Here is a 21,002-nt window from a genome sequence, read left to right on the forward strand (position 1 = left end):
AGAATAAGTGAGGTAGGGAAACCATTTGAACCGCGAAGAGGTTCAACTCTGGTTGAACGACCTCACTTATTCTGCGGGGCGTTGAAAACAGTCTGATGCATTTACCCGATTAGGAGTATGATGATGAGTATTGTGTGTAATTCGATTTGTCGTGATAAAAAAGAAATAGAAATTGCGGTTGCCCGCACGCTCTTTGAGGTAAAAGCCGTCAAGATTAACGTTGCGGAACCCTTTACCTTTGCTTCGGGGATACGCAGCCCTATCTATTGCGATAACCGCTCTCTTTTAGGTTGGCCTCAACAGCGCACTCTCATTACAGAGGCTTTTACACAATTAATTCCTGCCGATACCGATGTGATTGCGGGTGTCGCTACGGCAGGGGTTCCGTGGGCTGCCTTCATTGCAAATGCCTTGAACAAACCGCTTGCCTACGTACGTTCCGCGCCGAAAGATCACGGAACGGGCAGCACAATAGAAGGAGCGGCCGTTGCAGGTAAGAAGATAGCGCTTATCGAAGATTTAATCTCGACGGGGAAGAGCAGCCTCGGTGCGGTGAAGTCCTTACGTGCAGCCGGAGCCGCCGAGGTGAGTTTAAAAACGATTTTTTCTTATCAATTTGCGCAAGCTGATGCCAATTTTAAAAACGAAAACTGTCCATTTGAATCGCTCTCCCGTTTTTCGGTTTTAATTGAGCTCTTGCAAAAAGAAAAGTATTTAAGCCCCGAAGAAGCCGCTATCGCGCTTGAATGGAACAAGGAACCCGAAACTTGGTTTGACCGTGTACGGCGCGGGTAAGCGGAAGCAACCCTTTCTTTCGGTGGTTTATATCAGCTGATTGAGTTTTTCGCTGATAAATTCGCTCTTTTCTTTTAAGCCGATAGAGCCGGTTTCGAGCATGATGACGTTCGGTTGCTTTGCATCGAGTTTAACCCGCCCGGCCGACTCTTTTATCATGCGGAGCAATTTATCGATAGAAATCTTTGAGACCTTCGCAAAGGTGATGCGCACGGTGCCGTTCCGCTCTTTAAGCGAGGCGATTGCGAGTTTTGCACAGATAATTTTGATTTCGGCAAGAGAAAGCAGGCTTTCTGCTTCTTCCGGAACGGGGCCAAACCGGTCGGACAGTTCCGCGTAGAGCCTATCCAGTTCTTCCGCGGTACGGACGGCGGCGATTTTTTTGTATATTTCCATCTTTGTTTCCGGCACGCGGATATAGCTGTCGGGGATAAAGCCCGTGTACTCAAGCTCTATGACCGGTTCCGTCTCAGGCTCGTAACCGGCGTTTTGCAGCCGTTCCACCGCCTCTTCCAGCAGGCGAAGGTAAAGGTCAAAACCGACGGAATAAATATCGCCTGACTGCTCTTTTCCCAACAGATTCCCTGCGCCGCGGATTTCCATATCCTTCATTGCAATTTTAAAGCCGGAGCCGAGTTCCGTAAAATCGGAGATAACCTGCAGCCGCTTCATCGCAACCTCCGACAACGCCTTGTTTTCGGGATAGAGGAGATACGCGTATGCCTTTCTGTCGGAACGCCCGACGCGGCCGCGCAGTTGGTACAGCTGCGAAACGCCGTACATATCGGCGCGGTCGATGATGATGGTGTTCGCATTGGGGATGTCGATACCGTTTTCGATGATAGTAGTCGCGATAAGGACATGAAAGCCGCCCATGTTGAAGCGGCGGAAAATATCTTCAAGTTCGGTAGCGCTCATCTGTCCGTGGGCAATATCGATAAGCACTTCGGGGATGAGCTGCTGGATTTTATACCGTGTTTCTTCGAGGCTCTCCACGCGGTTATGCAGATAGAACACCTGTCCGCCGCGGTCAACTTCAAAACGGATCGCCTGCGCAATTTTTTCAGGGTCAAACGGAGAAATAACGGTTTCTACCGGACGGCGGTTTTGCGGCGGTGTGGTTAAAAGGCTCATGTCGCGGATTTTTAACAGACTGATATGCAGGGTACGCGGGATGGGGGTCGCACTCAAAGAGAGGCAGTCGATATTCGTCTTCATCTGTTTGAGCCGCTCCTTGTCTTTAACCCCGAACCGCTGTTCCTCGTCAACAATCATCAGTCCCAAATCTTTAAACTGCACGTCTTTTTGGATAACTCGGTGTGTACCGATAACGATATCCAGTTCGCCGTTTTTCAGCTGAGTCAGCACTTTTTTCTGTTCAGCCTTGGGAACAAAGCGGGAAAGCCGTGCGAGTTTTACCGGAAATTTTTGAAAGCGTTCTTGAAAGGTATCAAAGTGCTGCTCCGCGAGAATGGTGGTCGGAGCTAAAAAGGCAGCCTGCTTTCCGCTCATCACCGCCTTAAAAGCCGCCCGCATTGCAATTTCCGTCTTACCGTATCCGACGTCGCCGCAGATGAGCCGATCCATCGGTATCGGTTTTTCCATATCGGTCTTTACATCGGCAATACAGGTCAGCTGATCTTCGGTCTCTTCATACGGGAAGGCAGCCTCAAAAGCGGTTTGCCATTCGTTGTCTTTCGCAAAGGCAAAACCGGCGGCGGCTTTACGGCGGGAATACAGGTCGATGAGTTTATCGGCGATATCTTCAACCGATTTTTTAACCTTGTTTTTCCGGTTTTCCCACGCCTTAGAACCGATAATATCCAGCCGCGGTGCTTCGCCTTCATTGCCGATATACCGCTGCACGAGGTTCGCCTGCTCGATCGGGATAAACACCGTTTCGTCCTGCGCGTACAGCAGGTTGATATAGTCGCGCTCATGCCCCAGCGTTTTAACGCGTTCAATCCCCTTAAACTGTCCGATACCGTAGTTGACGTGGACAACATAATCGCCGGGATTGAGTTCCACAAAGGTATCGATAACCGAGCTTCTAACCTGCTTAACCGATTTCGGGATGCGCCGCCGCCTGCCGAAAATTTCGTTTTCTTGAATAACGAGTATTTTCAGCTCGGGGATGCCGAAGCCGGAAGAAAGTGTGAGCGGCAGCACGGTAGCTTTAATATCCTTGAGCAATTCGCCGATACGGAGCGCCTGCGCATCGCTTTCCGCAAACACAAAAATACGCCAGCCTTCCTGCTGCAAATGCGTTAATTCTTCTTTTAGATACACGATGTTGCCGAAAAAACTGCGCGGCGGGTCGCAGTTAAACACAATCGACGCTCCGGTTTCGTCCGATTCTTTCAGCGTTCGGAGGAAAAGGCTCTGCGGATAGCTTTCGGTCAACTCCGCAAAGGGCAACAAAAGGCGCTGCGGCATGGGATATTCGGTAATTAAAAGGTTATGTTTGAGGTCGTCGTCAATGGCACGGGTGATTTTGTTATATAAGCCGTGATACTCCCGCTCCAGCGCCTCCACCGCGTTCCGCTGCCGGTCGTAGTCCATATACAGGAGAACTGCAGGTTTCGTAGCGCCGCCTGTACCCTGATGTCTTGAAGCGCCATCTGCATTCCGCTGTGTTGATGCAGCGCCGTGCAGATACTCAAGATAATCAAGGACGCTCGCAGGTTTTTCAAAACAGAGCGGATAAAAAAGCTCTTCACCGTCAAAAGCACGGTGTTCTTTTAAGTGCGCAATAAGCTTTTCCATGCCTTCGGCGGTAAATTCAGGCATATTCTGCACATTCCGTTCGAACGCGGCGATCCGCTCATCATCCCAGATAACTTCTTTCATCGGATAGAGCGTAAGGCTGTCAAATTCTTCAACCGAGGCCTGCGTGTGCATATCGAAGGATTTTATTTTTTCGATAGTAGTAAAGTCGAATTGGATACGGTAAGCGGTGTGTTGCGACCCTTTGTTAGCGGCGGCGCAGACATCAAGCACCTCGCCACGGAGCGCAAACTCGCCCCGGACACTTACCCGCGGCACCCGCGTATAGCCCCATTGCACCAACAGCGAGGCTATTTTTTCCGTATCGATTTCCTTACCTTTATAGAGAGTACAGGTAAGTGTTTTAAGGTAGTCGGGCGGCGGAACCGGCGTTAGAAATGCCCGCTGGGTCATAACCGTTACTGTGTTTGCTGTCGAGTTTGATATCGCTGAGTTTGGTGCCGCCAATCCGGACACCGCCTTTGACGTCAAGCCGGACGATACCGAACCGGAGACCGGTGCCCCTGCGCAGAGTTCGGCTAAAACTTGAGCACGTTCTGCAAACACTGGCGCAGAGTTTTGTACGGGGCGATATGCCATATTGCCCCACCACGGCAAAATCTGAGCTTGTAATCCTGCAATATCGAGGTCTGCGCGTAACTCTTCTATTTCTTTTTCCGTCGGTACGACGATATAGAGATTAGCGTTAAAATGCCGAACATATTCGGCAAGAAAAAAAGCGAATATACCACCTGAAAGTCCGTGTATATGATACGGAAAACGCCCTTCCCTCAAAGAGGAAAAAGCGTCTTGCATGGTCTTCCAAGAATGGATACTGTCTTGTAATGTATGTTCTTTCATCACCAATGATTCGTGTGGAGGGTTTCATACCCGCCATTTTTTACCGCCACGGACGCCATCGTTCAAGAATGTGCGTCCTTACACATTCTTGAACTACGAGTTTTTCTACCGAAAAACTCGTTTCTGCTTGGAAACACTGACGTCCTGTCAGCAGTAGCAAGTTTTTTGTCAGAAAAACTTGTCGTTGACCAGTGTACACGGACGTACACTGGTCAACAGCGCCACGGACGCCATCGTTCAGGAATGAACGTCCGTGTTTATTCCTGAACATTGAGTTTTTCTAATGAAAAACTCAATACTGTTTAGAACCACTGACATCCTGTCAGAGTAGCAATGGTGTGACAGAGCCACACCATTGCAGTCAAAACTATACACGAATGTATAGTTTTGAGGAACGCTCTGCGTCGGGGTTGTTGATTATCCGAAGAAATTGTCTTTTGTACGCCGGGTCGTTACGAAACGGGCAAGGTCAACAATATTTTTTACGATAATACGGTCGCCGTATACCTCTAACCGCCCCTGATCGGCGAATTTCCGCAGCGCATCGCCGGTTGCCTCTGCCGAAAGACCTGCCCATCGGGCGACTTCTTCAGGCGTAATGATAAAGGTACGCATCTGGGTAGAACGGTCAAGATCGGGCTGCGTTTCATCAAGCATCAAGAATACATCGCCGACACGGGCAACATTATCTTGTATCGTCAAAATCATAAATCGCCGCTTTTGGACGTAAATACGCTTTACAAAGGTCTTTAACAAACGCATTGCAATGGCCGGATTGCCGGTTAACAGAATTTCAAAGTTTTCTTTATTAAACTCGAGCGCAACAACATCGTCATACGCGATTGCGGAAGCGGAACGGGGAGAATTATCCAAAACAGCCATCTCGCCGAAGATCTCTCCCTGTTGTAAAATATCGAGATTTTTTTCCGCTCCGTTGATGATCTTAATCAACTGAACACGACCCGATTGAATTAAATAAAAGGAAGCACCGGGTTCAAATTCGGAAAAAATAACCGAACCTTTGGGGAATTTTTTTGCAAAACGGGCAAACGAGGCAAATAAATCAGGCATGAATAGCTCCTTCGCATGTAGCCTGCAATTCTTTAATCTTAGGCACCAGCAGCGGACCTGCCATCGTCAAAGCTTTATCATAGAACGGCAACGCTTTATCGGGGCGATCCATACCTTGATAGCAGAGGCCGAGGAACATCAGAATTTCTGCAAGTTTTAAAGATTTGGGAAATTGGGTGATAAAGCCGGTGCCAAGTTGAATACACCGGACATATTCCGCTTGTTTATATAAACAGCGGGCTGCCCCTAAATAGGATGCTTCGATATTTGCACCTTGCTTTAACTCGATAATCGTATGGTATTGTTTATACGCATCAGCCCACTTTTGCTGCTTTGCCAAATCTTCGGCAAGTTGGAACGTCAATTCTACAGAGGCATCATTGCTCTGTTCTGGTTGAGCAGCTCCGCCGCCGGGCGCGGCATTGACACTGCCTGTTTGCCGTGCCTCACCGAAGCTGCGCCCTGCCATCTGTGTCGAATTTGCAATAATCGGCCCGATAGCAGCCAAATACTTACCGGCCGGATAGAGCGCCCGATAGCGCGCAGCTACTTGGGCAGCTGCTTGATAATGCTGTGACTTGTAAAAAGCCGTTGCAACCGTGAATAAACCGTCTTCGTTATTCGTTTGCTGTTTACTATCCATCAACGATTCAAGTTGGTGATGAATATTTCTCAGTTGTCTGGAAAAAACCTTCAACATTTGAAGGATAATACGAGTATTCGTTTGAGCAAAGCTTTCAAATTCGGCAACCGAGAAGGTATATACGAGCGAATCGGTTAAAACCATTGCGCTTTCTTCCCGCGGATAATTCCCAAGTGCGGACTTCACCCCAAAAAACTCACCGGTTTTAATATACTCCGTTACCTGCGCGCCGGTTTCAATATCGAGCGAATTAAGTGCAATATGTCCGCTATGCAGCAAAAATACCCGAGCATCAAAATCGCCTGAAAAATAAATTACTGAATTTGCGCTGTATTGAACAGCCTTTGGCATTTTGTCCTCCGTACCACACGCAGTTCTCAACTGTAATTAACGGTAAGAACTACCTGCGATGATTATACCACACCTCGCGGAAAAAACCTAGTGTATTATACATCTTTTTGCTATAATGATCGCTATGATAGATTTGCATACTCATTCCACTGCTTCCGACGGCACTTTTTCACCGGCGGAACTGGCAGCGGAAGCCCATAAAGCCGGTCTTTCATTGTTTGCCCTTACCGACCACGACACGGTAGCAGGGGTTGCGGAAGCTCAGCAAGCGGGTAAAGTGCTCGGCATCCGTGTTTTACCGGGAATAGAAATCAGCGTTGAATGGCAGCCGGGAGAGCTGCATCTACTCGGACTTGGAATCGATATTGAAAATAAAACTCTGTGCAGTCTTATGCAGTATGCGCAGGCAAAGCGGCTGGAACGGAACCGTAAGATAATAGAAAAATTCAATGAGGCGGGAATTGTAATCGATGAAGAAAAGCTTGCCCAACTTGCCGGAGGGGCGGTAATCGGACGGCCTCATTTTGCGAAGTATCTTGTACAGGGAAAAAAAGCAAAATCCATTCAAGACGCCTTTCTTAAATATCTAGCCAAAGGACGGCCGTTTTATATTGAAAAGGAATGTTTACCGCTTGCGGAAGCGATAGAGGCTATTAAAGCCGCTCGCGGAGTTCCCGTTTTGGCGCATCCGATGTCGCTCTATCTTTCGTGGGGAAAACTGCCCGAAACGATTGCGCAATTCAAGGAGCAAGGCTTAGTAGGCCTTGAAGCATGGCATTCGGGAGCACGTTATGGGGAATGTGTGCGGCTGCAAGCATTGGCGGAAGAACTCGGATTGATTGTTACCGCCGGCAGCGACTTCCACGGTAAGAACCGTAAAGATGTGTATTTAGGCAGAACCGCAGCCCATCTCCCGATTGAAGACCGTTTTTTTACCGATAACCTGCTCCCCGCGCTTGCTGCCGTAAATGCCGACTATCGGTAAAAGCATCCGTTATAAAAACGCCCTCTAAGACGATGCGTTTTAGAGGGCGTTCACACAAGAACTTCTTGCTTCCAACATCAGCTAACGGCCGAAGCCGTTAGCCGGTCTTTTAGAACACAGTCTGCTCTGTGATGGGTGTTTGTAAGGCTTTTAAGGCTTTTTCGACAAGCGCACGGCGTAATTCTTTTTCGTCCTTTGCGTTCATTGTCGGGTTTCCGAGCGGATGCGGGATTGCTACCGCCGGTACAATTCTGTTTGCTCCTACTGTTTTTGAAATCGGGACTACGGTCGCAATATGCACAACCGGTAAAACTTTTTCAATTTCTTTAACCATCGTTGCACCGCAACGAGTACAGGTACCTCACGTGGAGGTAAGAATAACCGCCTGCACTCCGGCGTTTACAAGCTTTCCGGCAATTTCGGACGCAAAACGCTTTGCATTCGCAACGCTGGTGCCATTACCAACCGTCGTGTAATACAGCTCGTGCAGCTTTCCGATTTTATGTTCGCGTTCCATATCACGCAATACATCAACCGGCAATACACGGTTGGGGTTAGCGTTACAATAGGTGGGGTCATAACCGCCGTGCGCTGTTTCGCTGTTTTCGGAAGTCAGTTCAGAAATACCTTTCAGAGAGTATTCCCCGTAGTGAGAAGCGGAAGACGCTTCAATGTGATCGGGGTTTCCTTTCGGAACAACACCGCCGGAGGTAACCAACGCGATAACCGCCTTGGAAATATCGGTAATAGGTGCGTGCGGCGGTACCCGGTCAAACACCGGCATCGGATATTCGGTAACGAAAGCTTCGCCCTTGAGTTTCTGCACGAGCATATCAACGGCACGTTTTGCACCGCGCTCTTTTGCAAAGTAATTCTGGCGAATACCGCGCGGCAATAAACCGTCTGCAGCCGGATCAATAGCTCCACCGTTTAATATTTTTTTTGCGACAGCTGCGATTGCCGGTACCGCATGACGCATATCGGCAGCAGAGTTTTTCGTTTTGACGGTGTACATAAATGCTTTAAACACATCGTACCCGGGGTTCTCTTCGTATAAACCGGAGACGGCAGGAATGCCAAGCGCAGCAGCCGCTTTTGCAGCGCCGCCACATGCCATACCGTAACGACCGGCATTAAAACCGGGACCGGCAATCAGCAAATCCGCTTCATTTTTCTTTAAAACATCCTGAATAAATGCCATACACTCGTCGGTGTGGTCGTTAAAATAGTTATCACCGCAGACAATCGTCTTAACGATTTTTCCCCCGTCGCCGAGCGCTGCCTGAATCCCCATACCGGGACCGGCATTTCCATCGATCACTTCAATTTTGTAATCGGCAACATCTTCTCCGCCCTTTCCGGCAAAGAATTGGTTGATATAGTGTACAATCTTTTTCATTGTTTACCTCTTATAATCCGCATGCAGATAAATTCCAGAAGCCCAGCTCATTGGTTGCGCCGGTAATAACCTGTAATTCCGCTTCGATACTTCCGTCTTCATGTAAGCTGCCGTCCCATGCACCCGCAATAACATTGGCCTGTTGGGGATCGCCGATAACCAAGTCCATCTTAGGCAGTTTGATAACCTGATTGGCGTTTCCGTTCGACACAACGGCGTCCGCAGAAGGATGAGCATCTGCAAGCGACTGGCTCGCACCGTCCTGTCCGGCATATTCGTCGGTCAACAATACGGTTTTAATACCCTTTGCAGCAATCTTGCGGCAGTTCATCATCAAGTCGGCATCGGGGTTACCGAAACCTTCCTCGGAGATAATAACCGCATCGAGACCCAGTTGTTCCGCAAGTCGTGCAGTCAGAGAAGAGGAGCGCTCTTTATCGGCAAGCGTTACGTTCTCGTTGGTTACGATAACACCGATAAAGTTATAATCCTTTCCGTGCCGCTTATACAGTTCGTGGATAACGGGGCTGTTCTGGTGTACATACGTCGGGTTTTTATCACAGGCAGAAACACAGTTACCGCTTACAACTGCGCCGTCCATTGCCTCTGTGGGGTACATAATGGTCGGAACAATCTGCTTAACATCGACACCGTAGTAGTAGGTGTCATGCAGCAATCCCTGACTTTGAAGTGCATATACATAACCGACTTTCGGCAGATTGGGATATTTCTTGGCCTGTTCGATCGGGTTCAAGGTTTCGTAAACTTCGGTTTCTGCCGGAGCAACGGACTTTGCGGCGTTACCCAAATAGCGGGCAGTTTTCAGCCCCATCAAGCGCAACGATTTTTCTTTAACTGCACGGGTAGTATCATCTTTGACAATACCTTTTACTACAAGGTTAACCGTGCGGGAAAACGGCGTATATTCGGCGCCGGGACCACTCATATCGATAATTCCTTCTTGAAATCCGACAACGGTACCGGTTGTTACGACTGCTGCACCGCGAAGTACGGCAGTTTTACCCGACCCGACAGTGTCTTCCTCACCGGTAAAGAATCCGGGGAAACATACACCGCTGCCTTCAATCTTACACCGTGGTTCAATAACGTCTTTAACGGAAATAATACGGGTTTTATCGCCCGGTTTGGTAATTGTCAGTGAAACATCTATGATAAGCGGATCTTCTTTAATGAGAGATATCAGCTCATCTTTGTTTATTTCAAGACAAGTTCCTTTGATAGCAGTTTTATCGGAAAACCGCATCTCATGAATAGGGATAATTCCCAGTTCAAGCTTCATATCGACCTCCTATACTTTTTTGAAAGGGGCAGACTATCCCCTAAGTATACTGTACTATTTTATTGCAATTAATCTAAGCTGTCAATTTATACTCACGGAAATCAATTTTTGAGTGAAGGTATTAAAACAGAAGAAAAAATGCTAAAGTGAGAGCATGAGGTGGGAAGAATTAGAAGATGCACTTGAAGTGCTTCAAAGCGAGCGGGAGTACGACGGATATTTTTGCAGCATAAAAGATGCGGTTATCATCGTTATTTTGGGAAGCCTCTGCGATCTGAAAAGCGTAAAGAAAATACATGCGTGGGCAACGAGTGAGCATGTAAAAGTGTTTCTTGAAAAAGAATTCGGTATAAAAAGAATACCGTGTTACTGGTGGCTGTTAAGTCTTTTGGCAATGGTAAGCCCTGAATCACTTAATCGGTGTATGAAAAACTGGGTAAGCTCATTGGTACCGCATCTTGCGGAAAAGCTTGAAGCGGAAGAAGAAGAGCAAAATAAGAAGAAGAAAAAAAGCTTGACGATTGCAATAGACGGGAAAGAAATCCGCTCGACAGGGAAAATGAAGAAGTATGACAGTCCGTTACACATTGTCAGCGCGCAGATAGGCGAACTAGGGCTCACTCTTGCGCAGGAAACAGTGCAATCAAAGAGTAACGAGATACCGGCGGTACAAGAGCTGATAAAGACACTTGAGATAGAAGGATGCATGGTAGTTGCCGATGCTTTAAACTGTCAAATACAGACTGCACAGGCAATTATCGATGCAAAAGCCGACTATTTATTAAGTGCGAAAGGTAATCAGAAAGAGTTGATGAACGATATAGCAGCGTATGTCCAAGATGAAAAACTACGTTCAACGATGGATAGCGTTACCCAAACGGAAAAAGGACACGGACGGATAGAAACGAGAAGTGCGTATACTACTGATGATGTTGAATGGCAGCCGGGAGGCAGGGTATGGCCGGCTGTTAAATGCATTGGAGTGGTGCATACACGATTTGAGACAGACAAAGGGGTAACGGAGCAATGGCACTATTATATTTCAAGTAAAGTGTTGAGTGCCGAGGAGCTTTTACATCATGCGAGAACTGAATGGTCGGTAGAATCGATGCACTGGTTGCTTGATGTTCATTTTGACGAAGATAAATGCAGGATTCAGAGTAAGAATATACAGCAGAATCTGAATATGCTCCATAAAGTAGCGCTTAATATCGTGCGCATATACAAGCGGGAAACTCAATCAAAACTGGCTTTGAACGGTATTATGTTCCGCGCGCTTATGAATCCTCACGACTTATTACCGCTTTTAGACAAAAATTGATTTCCGTGATTTATACTATATTTTCTTCTTGATATAGTCTTTGATAGGATGTCGAATCATGCGAACAATGGAGGTGGAAAGAATGATGCCGACTGCTATCGCGACTGCCATAAAACACGAATGAACCCCCTCTGCAAGCCCCTGATCCAGATCGCCCCTCACAAAGAAAAGCATCGACCGGTAAACGCGGAAACCGGGTACTAAAGGGATAATACCGATAACAATAAAAGAGGTCGCAGGAGTTTTTTGAATAACGGCAAAGAGTTCCGCGAGGAGACCGACCACTATCGCAGAAAGCAAATTTGCAAAAATATAGCTGACTTGCGGGATATCGAGAACTAATAATATTGTCCACCCGATTGCGCCGTTAACCGCGGCGAGCAACAATGTCCGCTTCTGAACATTAAAAAGGACGCCAAAACCGAGACAGCTGACAAAAGAGATTACGGTATGGGCATAGATCGGCATCACAGTCCTCCTAGAATCGAGTAGAGCATTAAAATACTGCCAACGCCGAATGCAATGGCAATTGCGACAAGAATCGCCTCTCCAATACGTGCAATACCGGAGAGTAAATCACCCGAAATAAAATCCCTAATTCCAGCGGTAAATGCAACACCGGGGACAAGAGCCAATGCCGCACCGACGATAATATTGTCAAGATTGTCAACTAATTTAATTTCAAAAGAGATAATGGAAATAATTCCCACAAACATACTTGCAACAAAATTGCCGGTAAAAACAGTACGAGAACGCACCATTATTTTATCACTGATAAAAACAGCAATATATGAAGCAAAAAATGCTGCGACAAAATCCCCGAATTTTCCGCCTACTAAGACCGCAAAAAGACCGCATCCGATACCGGCAGCAAATAGCAAAAATGGATACGAATAGCCTTTGTATTCATCTATCTTGCGTAAATAGTCCATCGCTTCGGATATGTCAACAGTACCTTCCACAAATTTACGGGAAAAATCGCTGACAAGTGTAATTTTAGTGATATTATTACTTCGCTTTGTGATGTTCTTTGTATAAAGTACGTTTTCCCCCTCGCCTTTTGCGATAAAGAGAATGGTGGGAGTAACAAAGGGGGTAACATCGTGTACCCCGCCCGCTTCACTTATCCGCATAATCGTTTCTTCGGCACGGTACATTTCCGCACCATTGCGCACGAGCAGTTCTCCGGCGTAGAGCGCTATCTGCATTACTAACGCATGCCGAGTAAGCATATTGTCTTTTCCGTAGATACAATATCCGATTGGGTATCCATAATAATTGCTGATTGTAATTCTTTTTAACTGTTATGGCAATAAGTTTAGTCAAGGTAAACGCATCAGGTATTTTTTGATATTCCCGCAGAATATTTGCAACTGGTCAAGCAGAGTTTCGCCGCGCTGCGTCTCAAATGCTTGCCCAATCTCAAATATTCTGCGATTTTAATCTACTCTACCTGATGCGTTTACTCTCCACACGAATAAACTGCGTAAAATTTTGGGCAAAATTTTACGCAAAGGTATTTATTTCAATATAACCCACGTTGATCCCGTCCCTCCGTCGCGTCCTTTGGGATGGCCTGTTTCTCCTGCATGGGTGTTTGTTTCCAAGAATTTTTGTACGAATCGCGCCAATACAGGTCCGTTTTGAGAATGATTCCCTTTACCGTGAATGATGAGTATTTTTTGATAATCCCTCCGTACGGAATCTTCGAAAAAAGTAACCAGCGCACCGTAAGCTTCTTCAAGCGTCATACCGTGTAAGTCGATTTCTGCCTGCGGACGCATTGTCCTCAACCGCCGTTTTTCGGCCTGATTATCAACCAGAGTAGTATTTTCAGAACTATTAGCATCTTTATCATAGACGCCATAACGCCTGAGCCAATAATCCATTAGATTGAGCGTTTGAGTATTTTCAACGGTATATGCTACTGCTACAGGATTTTTCGCCTCATTGCGCAGCCGTTTCTTTCCATAAGGATGTTGTGTTTGCGTTTCCCATTGATTCAGGATTTCTTCAAAATTCATAATTTCCCTCACAGGAATATAGATAATTGGTTAAACCATAAAATACAAAAAACGTTTCAACAATATTGAAATTTATCGATTTTTTATAAAGTTTCCATATTTGCCAAATAGATTCTTCCACCTTTTACTCCCCATGTTGTATATAAAAAAGAATCCATTTGCGCCGCCGCTTGCATAAAATCTACCGCATTGGTATTCCGTATATACCTGCAAAGCTCAGGTTCCGCCTCATTCATCGCCCGAAACCATGCAATCCGATTGTAATATTGTTGAAGAAAATCGCTACCTTGCTGGAGAAGATAGGCCATAAATTCATTTTGTAGCAGGTAGTTATCATCGGTGTTATATTGCAACGACGGATATATTTCAAAATAGCGGCGTAAAAACAGCACGGCACGCGGATCTGTCTGCCGAAAAACCTCCGTTACTCTATCGCGGAAACTTTCTTCCGTAAAATAAATACCATGGAGACATTCATGAGTAATAAACCGATAGCGGAGATAAGCCGAGGATTGGCGGCTTATAGATACGATGGCTCCCTCCCCCGCCTCAATCCCCTGTTCCGTTCGGATGATGACGCCGTTATGGAAAAGGATTGTCCGCAAATGTAATTCTGATTTGTTAAGCGGAAAATGTTTTTCTTCAGCTTTTTGAAAGAATGACGCAAGCGTTTTAGCTCTGTAGTCGTGGGCATTAAACCCATGAAAAGAAGCTATTTCTTCATCAAAAAGCAGTCTTCCCGTAAAGCCTTTTTTTTCCGCAAAGAACGAAAGCCGTTTAAGATAGGCATCCTGCACTGAATAGTCGGCAAAATCGAAGATAAGTACAGAGGGAAACTGTTCCCATGAAAACAGCTCGTAAGACGGCTGCCGCCATTGCTCTTGCGGCCAGCCCGGAATAAGCCCCGGATCAGCAGTAATAGGAGTTATCAGAGAGGGGGTAGAATATTCGATCGTAATACCACAGACCATGGTTGCCGCATCGGGCGTATCATCAAACCCAACCGTATCTGACTGCTCACTCGTATCAGAAAGCATATCCGTATTAGACAGCCGCTCCGCGTGGGATTGTTCATCAGTTTGCTCAATGGTAAAAAAAGCATCGGGAAAGAGGCTTCCATCAAGCGTAAGGCGGTATATATTCGGCGCGCGGTATACGGATATGTTTTTATTCCCGCATTGGAACGAAAGACGCGGCTGTTTTTGCTCTGCCGTCAGATTTACCGGCAAAGCCTTGTCAAAATGAATAGCAATAAGGTCCCTGCCGCCTTTTGCGCTATCCCCAGCCTGTATTACTGCCGACGGTTTCGGTAATTCCGCACATAACGGTACTTTTGATTCGGTGCATAATTCCGGCGGGATAACATCTCCGTCGGCAGTTGTACCATACCACAGTGCAGCTCCGTCTTTTAACCAGCCATACCGAATGGGGACAATCGCTGCACTGTTCAGCTTGAGCGCTACCTGCGCCGAAACCATAAAGCCGCGAATATTCGCCATCCCTACCGCTATGCCAGCAAAACCGATGCTGACGGTAAGACTTCCGTGCGGCAGTACCTTTGCCGTAACAGGATGCTGCGGACGAACAATTTTTTTTAACTTACCGGAAGCGGAAAAATCGTTTGCATACAGCAACCCTACGGCAAATTCGACAGAATCTGTTTGAATAGGGGCTGAAATCTTCCGCACAGGTTTATCGGTAAGCGGTTCAAACTCCAGTTCAAGCGCATATAAATTGGAACCGGTTAAACCGAACATCGTAGGGCTTTTTTCAAAAGCGAAGCACATGACATCAGATTTTTCCGGATCATCTATCGTACCCGTTTGGGCATTTGTATTTAAAGCCTTGAGCGGTACGCACCGGCTCTGCATACCGGAAGCAGATGCAGCTAATAGATAAACCGCAGTATCATCCCTGTCTGCCGGCAATGCAAGCGATACCGACGACGCGGAATCGGCACAAGAGGTACATAACCAAGAGGTAAAAACTAAAACAAGAACGCCCCGCAGCAGGATATGCATGTCGCTACTATTTTATAGCTGCTTTTAGAGCGTCAATCTTATCGGTTTTTTCCCAACTGAATTCGGGGCGACCGAAGTGTCCGTAGGCAGCGGTCGCTTGGTAAATAGGTTTACGTAAATCAAGCGTTTTGATAATACCGGCAGGGCTCAAATCGAATACCTGCTGAACGGCTTTTTCGATTGCATCTTCAGGAACCTTTGCGGTACCGAAGGAATCTACCCGAATCGACACGGGGAACGGTACACCGATAGCATAGGCAAGCTGCAATTCGCACCGTTCGGCTAAACCGGCAGCAACGATATTCTTTGCAACATAGCGCGCCATATATGCAGCTGAACGGTCTACCTTGGTCGGGTCTTTACCCGAGAAAGCGCCGCCGCCATGCCTCCCCATACCACCATAGGTATCTACGATAATCTTCCGCCCCGTTAAACCGGTGTCGCCGAAGGGACCGCCGATAACAAAGCGTCCAGTTGGGTTAATAAAGAATTTAGTTTTTGCATCTAGTAAACCGGTCGGTTCAAGAACGGGTTTGACAATCTTTTCGATAATCGCTTCTTTTAATGAACCATAAGCAATTTCGGGGTCGTGCTGATGGGAAATAACGACCGTGTCGATACGCACGGGTTTATCGCCCTCATATTCTACCGTTACTTGACTTTTTGCATCGGGACGCAGCCAATCGATTTCTTTTGACTTACGCAATTGCGATGCTTTCCGCAGCAGCTTATGCGCATACATGATAGGGGCAGGCATCAGCTCCGGCGTTTCTTTACACGCATAGCCGAACATCATCCCCTGATCCCCTGCACCCATTTGGTTGTGATACTCGCTTAACCCTTCGCCATTTACACCTTGTGCAATATCAGGGGACTGAGCGTGAATCATAGTTAAAACAGCCATAGAGTTACAGTCAAGCCCGAATGCGGAATCGGTATAGCCGATTTCCCGTGCAATATTGCGGGCTGTTTGCTGTATATCAACAAAGGTATTGGTGGTAATCTCTCCACCGATAAGGATTAACGCAGTTGAAGCAAAGGTTTCGCATGCGACATGGCTTCCGGGATCATCACGCAAACAAGCATCCAACACTGCATCCGAAATTTGATCACACAGTTTATCGGGATGGCCTTCACCCACCGATTCCGAGGTAAACAATTTATGTTCGTTCATCATTACTCCTATTATAAAGCGTTATAAAGCAACCGCCATCATACCGTTATCGGTCTAAATGTACAAGCAGCATAATTGCCGATGGCTTACCCTTTTTATAAAATCAACACCCCCGACGCAGAGCATTGCCGAGAAACGGCAGGTATTACCCCTCTGCACGAATAAATTGCAGGGATACGGTTAACTGAGAAAGGAAATTTATAGCGGATATAAAAAAACCGGGAGCACTACGGCACAAGAAGAATTAATCTACCGCTGCTTCCTTCCGGATCTGACGGGGTTTGAAAAACCTTCTTTGCATAGGTCCCGGTACGGAGAGAGAGGGATTCGAACCCTCGGTACCCTTCCGGGCACACACGACTTCCAATCGTGTACCTTCGACCACTCGGACATCTCTCCAAAGTGTTGAAAGCACCTGAAAGTATTGAAATTTTCAAGGTGTTTCGTAAAGTGCATAAAGAAGATGCTTGAACGTGCGGCTCCGTTAAAAAAACGGAGAGAGGGGGATTCGAACCCCCGGTACCTTGCGGTACAACGGTTTTCGAGACCGCCCGATTCGACCGCTCTCGCATCTCTCCAGTAGCATGAGACTAGGCGGGCTCGAACCGCCGACCTTCAGATCCGCAATCTGACGCTCTAATCCAACTGAGCTATAATCTCAAAAATAAAAATAACCGATGAGACTAGGCGGGCTCGAACCGCCGACCTTCAGATCCGCAATCTGACGCTCTAATCCAACTGAGCTATAATCTCAAAAATAAAAATAACCGATGAGACTAGGCGGACTTGAACCGCCGACCTTCAGATCCGCAATCTGACGCTCTAATCCAACTGAGCTATAATCTCAAAAACAAAAATAACCGATGAGACTAGGCGGGCTCGAACCGCCGACCTTCAGATCCGCAATCTGACGCTCTAATCCAACTGAGCTATAATCTCAAATATCCCCGATATGATTTGTCCAATAACGTATTTTTATCGTTTAATGCACAATACTATTCGGTTTTATCTTACGGAGCAGGGGGGATTCGAACCCCCGGTACCCGGATGGGTACAACTCCTTAGCAGGGAGCCCGATTCGGCCACTCTCGCACCGCTCCAAAGTTATTACCTGTCTAAGTTATCGGTTTTATATATGCACGTATAAAGGAACGTGCCGCCTATTTTACGGAGCAGGGGGGATTCGAACCCCCGGTACCTCGCAGCACAACGGTTTTCAAGACCGCCGCCTTAAACCACTCGGCCACCGCTCCATAATCGGTCTGTATATTAGCCTAGAATAACGGCGAATGTCAAGACTATCGCTCTAACCGTATCGATTTTTCTATATAATAGTGCATGTAAAGAAATGTGTAATTTTTTTTATTTTTTTTGCAAAAATACCGTAAATTTCAAGCCATTTTTAAATGAATGCTTTATATAACAGGTACTACAAGATCAAAAGAGACCGGCACCGCAGAGAGCGGCAATTCGGTACTCTTATTTTAGGAGGCTATTATGCACAATTTGAATTCATTGATCATTGAGGGAAATGTAGTTCGCGACCCCATTGTAAAGGCAACGCCTAAAGGGACACCGCTCTGTTTGTTTTCCATTGCTTCAAACCGTTTTTTTAAGCAGGAAGATCAAACGACGCAGGAAACTTCATTTTTTGATGTCGAAACATGGGCGCGCTTGGCAGAACTTTGCGGAGAAAATTGCACGAAAGGCCGTGGCGTGCGGGTTGTCGGACGTTTAAAGCAAGACCGCTGGGTAGGTACCGATGGCAAACACTACAGCAAGATTAAAGTGGTAGCCGAGCACATCGAATTTAAGCCCTTATTCAAAAACGGGAAACAACCTGCCGATGCGTTAGACGACATGCGTAAAGAAACCGTACCGGAAAAAGAGGTCGTACCTGCTTTCTAAAAGAACTGCCGATGTTTCCGAATAAGGAAACACCGGCAGACAGCACGGGCATGCTCCAAAGCCTCAAAAGCTCTTATTTGGTACGCTGATTTTTGATTTGTTCAATCGCGTAATCCATCGCTTGATTAAAAAAGTCTTGCGGCGGTTCTTTGATAAACCCGCTATCCATCAGCTGCTGTGTCAGCGCTCTGCTTTCTGCAATCTCGGCCTTAGCCTGTTTAAACGCTTCATCCCATGTAATGGTGATACGGGCAAGACCTTCTTTTATCGCCTGCATTGCGACATCGGCCGCTTCGACGGCAAAGACATCTTCATCATCCATCTTTACAACGATGTTTTCGGGATCAATGCCTTTTTTTTCCGAATAGTCGGCAATGGAGTGCGCACAGCGGATAGCCATACCGTCGGAAATCTTCCGTGCACGAACCAACAACGCACCTTTCAAAATTCCGGGGAAGCAGACGGAGTTATTGATCTGGTTCGGGAAGTCTCCACGTCCGGTACCGGTAATAAAGGCGCCGGCAGCTTTGGCATCGTGCGGCCAAATTTCGGGGACGGGATTGGCGCAGGTAAACACGATGGGTTTATCGCCCATAGAGGCAATTTGCTCTTTGGTTACCGTGTTGGGACCCGGTTTGGACAGAGCGATCAGCACGTCGGCGCCTTTTAGCGCTTCGTTAAAGTCGTTTATCCGGTTGGGGTTCGTCGCTTGACACAGCTCCCACTTGCGGTAATAACGTGTGTCGGCTTTGATGTCTTCCCGACCTGCATGGAGCGCACCCTTGGAGTCGCAAATAATCATCTTCGCAGGATCTCCGCCGTCCTGTAGGATGAGACGAGCAATCGTCGTGTTGGAAGCGCCTGCGCCAAGCAGCACGATGCGGCAGTCTCCAATTTTTTTGCCTGCCAGTTTCAACGCATTCAGCAAACCGGCAAGCGTAATGCAGGCAGTCCCTTGGGCATCGTCATGCCAAACGGGAATATCACATTCTTCCCGCAGCGTATCCAGAACTTTAAAGCAATCCGGCTGCTGAATATCTTCCAAATTGACTGCGCCGACGCTCGGTTCCAGCATCTTCACAAAGTCGATAATCTTATCAGGGCAATGTTTACCGGCAGGAAAGTTGTATTTCTTTTCTTCATTCGGCTTGACGTAAGAATCGATGCAGATAGGATAGGCATCAACACCGCCTAAATACTTCATCAGCATACATTTACCTTCCATAACACCAAGTCCGCCGGAAGGAGAACAGTCCCCATCACCCAGTACGCGAGTGGAATCGCTGACAACTGCTACAAGGTTTCCTCGATTGGAGAGCATAAAGGAGCTGTCGTGATTATCGCGGATGCCGGTAGAAACGGCGGATACGCCCGGCGTATACCAAACGTTGAACCAGTTAAATCCGTAAATCCCACATTTGGGAACGGTTTGCAGCTTTCCGCCGTAAAATTCGTGCGTTAAAAGCGAAAGTTTTTTTAAAAAAAGCGTTTTCGCCGCTGCTTTTTCAGTTTCCGTAAAGTCGGCAGGAAAATGTTCCGTAATAGTCTGTAAATCTTTATTAATAGTTTTCATAAGATAAGTGTAGCATGGTTACACTGTCCCTGCAAGCTATCCTTTTGAAATATACGACGCATCTACTACGTCATACGGTAAAAAAGTGTCCTCAACGTATCATAGATACGCCTGCGGTACTTTTTTGCCGTATTCCTTGTATCTGCATCGTCTATTTCAAAAGGCTTACGGAAAGGCTGTACAGTAAATGCCGCCACTGCAATAAATGCTCGACGTACAACAAGTACGCCTCCGGTTGGAATTTGCTAGGCGCCTTGTATCTGCACCGCCTATTTTCAAAAGGCTTACGGTAAAAGGCTTTTCAGAACGGACAGGGATGTCCGTGAAATTGAGCAGCAGCGAGTTTGCCCCGCAAACTCGACGTTGAACAGTGTACACGGAAGTACACTGTTCAACAGGCTATTTTCAAAAGGCTTACGGAAAGGTTTTACAGTATATGCCGCTTCTGAAAATACTCAACGTATCAGAACGGACAAGGATGTATAACTGCTCAACAGGTTGTTTCCAAAAACGTTGGAGGTAAGGATGCACAGTAGATGCCGCTGGTTCCATGCAGCAGCGATGTTTTTGCACAGCAAAAACTCGTGTCCAAGAATTGACAAGGAGGTCAATTCTTGGACAGCGGCAGGGCGGAGGCGGATATCCTTCTCCCCGATTAAATTAAACAGGAGAGAGGCTTTGAAGGGCAGCGGAAAAGCCTCTTTAAGATGAACAGTAGAGGGGAGAAGATTGGAGCCGGAGACCGTTTTTTGTATCGTGTGCTTCTTTCCTTGCACACGATACAAAAAGCCGCCATAAAATCCTACATAA

At 46.9% G+C, this 21,002-nt stretch carries 16 protein-coding genes, 8 tRNA genes and 1 other RNA gene; 4 read left to right on the forward strand and 21 right to left on the reverse strand.

What is annotated here, in order from left to right; all coding sequences use genetic code 11:
* The first annotated feature begins 117 nt into the window (after positions 1-117).
* Complete coding sequence (gene pyrE, locus DWB79_RS02405; RefSeq protein WP_206181037.1) at positions 118-795, forward strand: orotate phosphoribosyltransferase; 678 nt, start codon at positions 118-120, stop codon at positions 793-795.
* A gap of 27 nt (positions 796-822) precedes the next feature.
* Here the strand turns inward: pyrE and mfd are convergent, their stop codons facing one another.
* From mfd to DWB79_RS02420, 3 genes are all read right to left on the reverse strand, one after another.
* Positions 823-4,422, reverse strand: coding sequence for a transcription-repair coupling factor (mfd, locus tag DWB79_RS02410; protein ID WP_016522473.1), 3,600 nt, complete (start codon positions 4,420-4,422; stop codon positions 823-825).
* Between the two features lie 417 nt (positions 4,423-4,839).
* Complete coding sequence (locus tag DWB79_RS02415) at positions 4,840-5,493, reverse strand: Crp/Fnr family transcriptional regulator (protein ID WP_016522474.1); 654 nt, start codon at positions 5,491-5,493, stop codon at positions 4,840-4,842.
* The gene (locus DWB79_RS02420) at positions 5,486-6,487 is read right to left on the reverse strand and encodes a cyclic nucleotide-binding domain-containing protein (RefSeq protein WP_016522475.1); all 1,002 of its coding nucleotides are present in this window, start codon (positions 6,485-6,487) and stop codon (positions 5,486-5,488) included. The genes DWB79_RS02415 and DWB79_RS02420 overlap by 8 nt, the downstream gene beginning before the upstream one ends.
* Before the next feature lie 124 nt (positions 6,488-6,611).
* Here DWB79_RS02420 and DWB79_RS02425 point away from each other — a divergent pair, with 124 nt between their 5' ends.
* Entirely contained in the window at positions 6,612-7,472 is an 861-nt protein-coding gene (locus DWB79_RS02425; RefSeq protein WP_016522476.1) for a PHP domain-containing protein, read from the forward strand.
* Between the two features lie 109 nt (positions 7,473-7,581).
* Here DWB79_RS02425 and grdB read toward each other — a convergent pair whose 3' ends face one another.
* Entirely contained in the window at positions 7,582-8,871 is a 1,290-nt protein-coding gene (gene grdB, locus DWB79_RS02435; RefSeq protein ID WP_084762261.1) for a glycine reductase complex selenoprotein B, read from the reverse strand.
* 10 nt (positions 8,872-8,881) lie between these two features.
* A complete protein-coding gene (locus DWB79_RS02440; RefSeq protein WP_016522478.1) occupies positions 8,882-10,171 on the reverse strand; it encodes a glycine/sarcosine/betaine reductase component B subunit in 1,290 nt (429 codons plus the stop codon).
* 154 nt (positions 10,172-10,325) lie between these two features.
* Here DWB79_RS02440 and DWB79_RS02445 point away from each other — a divergent pair, with 154 nt between their 5' ends.
* Positions 10,326-11,492: an ISAs1 family transposase gene (locus tag DWB79_RS02445; protein WP_016522120.1), complete on the forward strand. Its 1,167-nt coding sequence runs from the start codon at positions 10,326-10,328 to the stop codon at positions 11,490-11,492.
* A gap of 15 nt (positions 11,493-11,507) precedes the next feature.
* Here the strand turns inward: DWB79_RS02445 and DWB79_RS02450 are convergent, their stop codons facing one another.
* From DWB79_RS02450 to DWB79_RS02515, 14 genes are all read right to left on the reverse strand, one after another.
* Positions 11,508-11,960 carry a threonine/serine exporter family protein gene (locus tag DWB79_RS02450; protein WP_016522479.1) on the reverse strand — a complete coding sequence of 151 codons (453 nt, stop codon included), beginning with the start codon at positions 11,958-11,960 and terminating at the stop codon, positions 11,508-11,510.
* Complete coding sequence (locus DWB79_RS02455; RefSeq protein ID WP_016522480.1) at positions 11,960-12,724, reverse strand: threonine/serine exporter family protein; 765 nt, start codon at positions 12,722-12,724, stop codon at positions 11,960-11,962. Before DWB79_RS02455 ends, DWB79_RS02450 begins: the two co-directional genes overlap by 1 nt.
* A gap of 288 nt (positions 12,725-13,012) precedes the next feature.
* A complete protein-coding gene (locus DWB79_RS02460) occupies positions 13,013-13,516 on the reverse strand; it encodes a Smr/MutS family protein (RefSeq protein ID WP_016522481.1) in 504 nt (167 codons plus the stop codon).
* Between the two features lie 83 nt (positions 13,517-13,599).
* The gene (locus DWB79_RS02465) at positions 13,600-15,537 is read right to left on the reverse strand and encodes a hypothetical protein (protein ID WP_016522482.1); all 1,938 of its coding nucleotides are present in this window, start codon (positions 15,535-15,537) and stop codon (positions 13,600-13,602) included.
* Positions 15,538-15,544: 7 nt separating this feature from the next.
* A complete protein-coding gene (gene metK, locus DWB79_RS02470) occupies positions 15,545-16,711 on the reverse strand; it encodes a methionine adenosyltransferase (protein ID WP_016522483.1) in 1,167 nt (388 codons plus the stop codon).
* A gap of 213 nt (positions 16,712-16,924) precedes the next feature.
* Positions 16,925-17,023, reverse strand: an RNA gene (gene ffs / locus DWB79_RS02475) — signal recognition particle sRNA small type.
* Positions 17,024-17,110: transfer RNA gene (locus DWB79_RS02480), tRNA-Ser, on the reverse strand. It abuts the RNA gene before it with no gap.
* Positions 17,111-17,204: 94 nt separating this feature from the next.
* Positions 17,205-17,289, reverse strand: a tRNA-Ser gene (locus tag DWB79_RS02485).
* A 7-nt stretch (positions 17,290-17,296) separates the two neighbouring features.
* Positions 17,297-17,371, reverse strand: a tRNA-Arg gene (locus tag DWB79_RS02490).
* Positions 17,372-17,389: 18 nt separating this feature from the next.
* Positions 17,390-17,464, reverse strand: a tRNA-Arg gene (locus DWB79_RS02495).
* An 18-nt stretch (positions 17,465-17,482) separates the two neighbouring features.
* Positions 17,483-17,557 (reverse strand) — tRNA-Arg (locus DWB79_RS02500).
* Between the two features lie 18 nt (positions 17,558-17,575).
* Positions 17,576-17,650: transfer RNA gene (locus DWB79_RS02505), tRNA-Arg, on the reverse strand.
* A gap of 74 nt (positions 17,651-17,724) precedes the next feature.
* A tRNA-Ser gene (locus tag DWB79_RS02510) sits at positions 17,725-17,811 on the reverse strand.
* Between the two features lie 68 nt (positions 17,812-17,879).
* Positions 17,880-17,964: transfer RNA gene (locus DWB79_RS02515), tRNA-Ser, on the reverse strand.
* 244 nt (positions 17,965-18,208) lie between these two features.
* Between DWB79_RS02515 and DWB79_RS02520 the strand changes: the two genes are divergently transcribed.
* Positions 18,209-18,619: a single-stranded DNA-binding protein gene (locus tag DWB79_RS02520; protein WP_016522484.1), complete on the forward strand. Its 411-nt coding sequence runs from the start codon at positions 18,209-18,211 to the stop codon at positions 18,617-18,619.
* Positions 18,620-18,692: 73 nt separating this feature from the next.
* Here DWB79_RS02520 and DWB79_RS02525 read toward each other — a convergent pair whose 3' ends face one another.
* Complete coding sequence (locus tag DWB79_RS02525; RefSeq protein WP_016522485.1) at positions 18,693-20,192, reverse strand: NAD(P)-dependent malic enzyme; 1,500 nt, start codon at positions 20,190-20,192, stop codon at positions 18,693-18,695.
* Positions 20,193-20,647: 455 nt separating this feature from the next.
* Positions 20,648-20,968 (reverse strand): hypothetical protein, encoded by a 321-nt coding sequence (locus tag DWB79_RS02530; RefSeq protein ID WP_156831488.1) that lies wholly within the window; start codon positions 20,966-20,968, stop codon positions 20,648-20,650.
* Between the last annotated feature and the right edge of the window lie 34 nt (positions 20,969-21,002).

The organism is Treponema medium, assembly GCF_017161265.1.
Taxonomy (GTDB): domain Bacteria; phylum Spirochaetota; class Spirochaetia; order Treponematales; family Treponemataceae; genus Treponema; species Treponema medium.

Coding starts and splice junctions, on each gene's coding strand:
- pyrE (WP_206181037.1), top strand. CDS start 118: ATGATGATGAGTATTGTGTGTAATTCGATTTGTCGTGATAAAAAAGAA.
- mfd (WP_016522473.1), bottom strand. CDS start 4,422: ATGAAAGAACATACATTACAAGACAGTATCCATTCTTGGAAGACCATG.
- DWB79_RS02415 (WP_016522474.1), bottom strand. CDS start 5,493: ATGCCTGATTTATTTGCCTCGTTTGCCCGTTTTGCAAAAAAATTCCCC.
- DWB79_RS02420 (WP_016522475.1), bottom strand. CDS start 6,487: ATGCCAAAGGCTGTTCAATACAGCGCAAATTCAGTAATTTATTTTTCA.
- DWB79_RS02425 (WP_016522476.1), top strand. CDS start 6,612: ATGATAGATTTGCATACTCATTCCACTGCTTCCGACGGCACTTTTTCA.
- DWB79_RS02440 (WP_016522478.1), bottom strand. CDS start 10,171: ATGAAGCTTGAACTGGGAATTATCCCTATTCATGAGATGCGGTTTTCC.
- DWB79_RS02445 (WP_016522120.1), top strand. CDS start 10,326: ATGAGGTGGGAAGAATTAGAAGATGCACTTGAAGTGCTTCAAAGCGAG.
- DWB79_RS02450 (WP_016522479.1), bottom strand. CDS start 11,960: ATGCCGATCTATGCCCATACCGTAATCTCTTTTGTCAGCTGTCTCGGT.
- DWB79_RS02455 (WP_016522480.1), bottom strand. CDS start 12,724: ATGCTTACTCGGCATGCGTTAGTAATGCAGATAGCGCTCTACGCCGGA.
- DWB79_RS02460 (WP_016522481.1), bottom strand. CDS start 13,516: ATGAATTTTGAAGAAATCCTGAATCAATGGGAAACGCAAACACAACAT.
- DWB79_RS02465 (WP_016522482.1), bottom strand. CDS start 15,537: ATGCATATCCTGCTGCGGGGCGTTCTTGTTTTAGTTTTTACCTCTTGG.
- metK (WP_016522483.1), bottom strand. CDS start 16,711: ATGAACGAACATAAATTGTTTACCTCGGAATCGGTGGGTGAAGGCCAT.
- DWB79_RS02520 (WP_016522484.1), top strand. CDS start 18,209: ATGCACAATTTGAATTCATTGATCATTGAGGGAAATGTAGTTCGCGAC.
- DWB79_RS02525 (WP_016522485.1), bottom strand. CDS start 20,192: ATGAAAACTATTAATAAAGATTTACAGACTATTACGGAACATTTTCCT.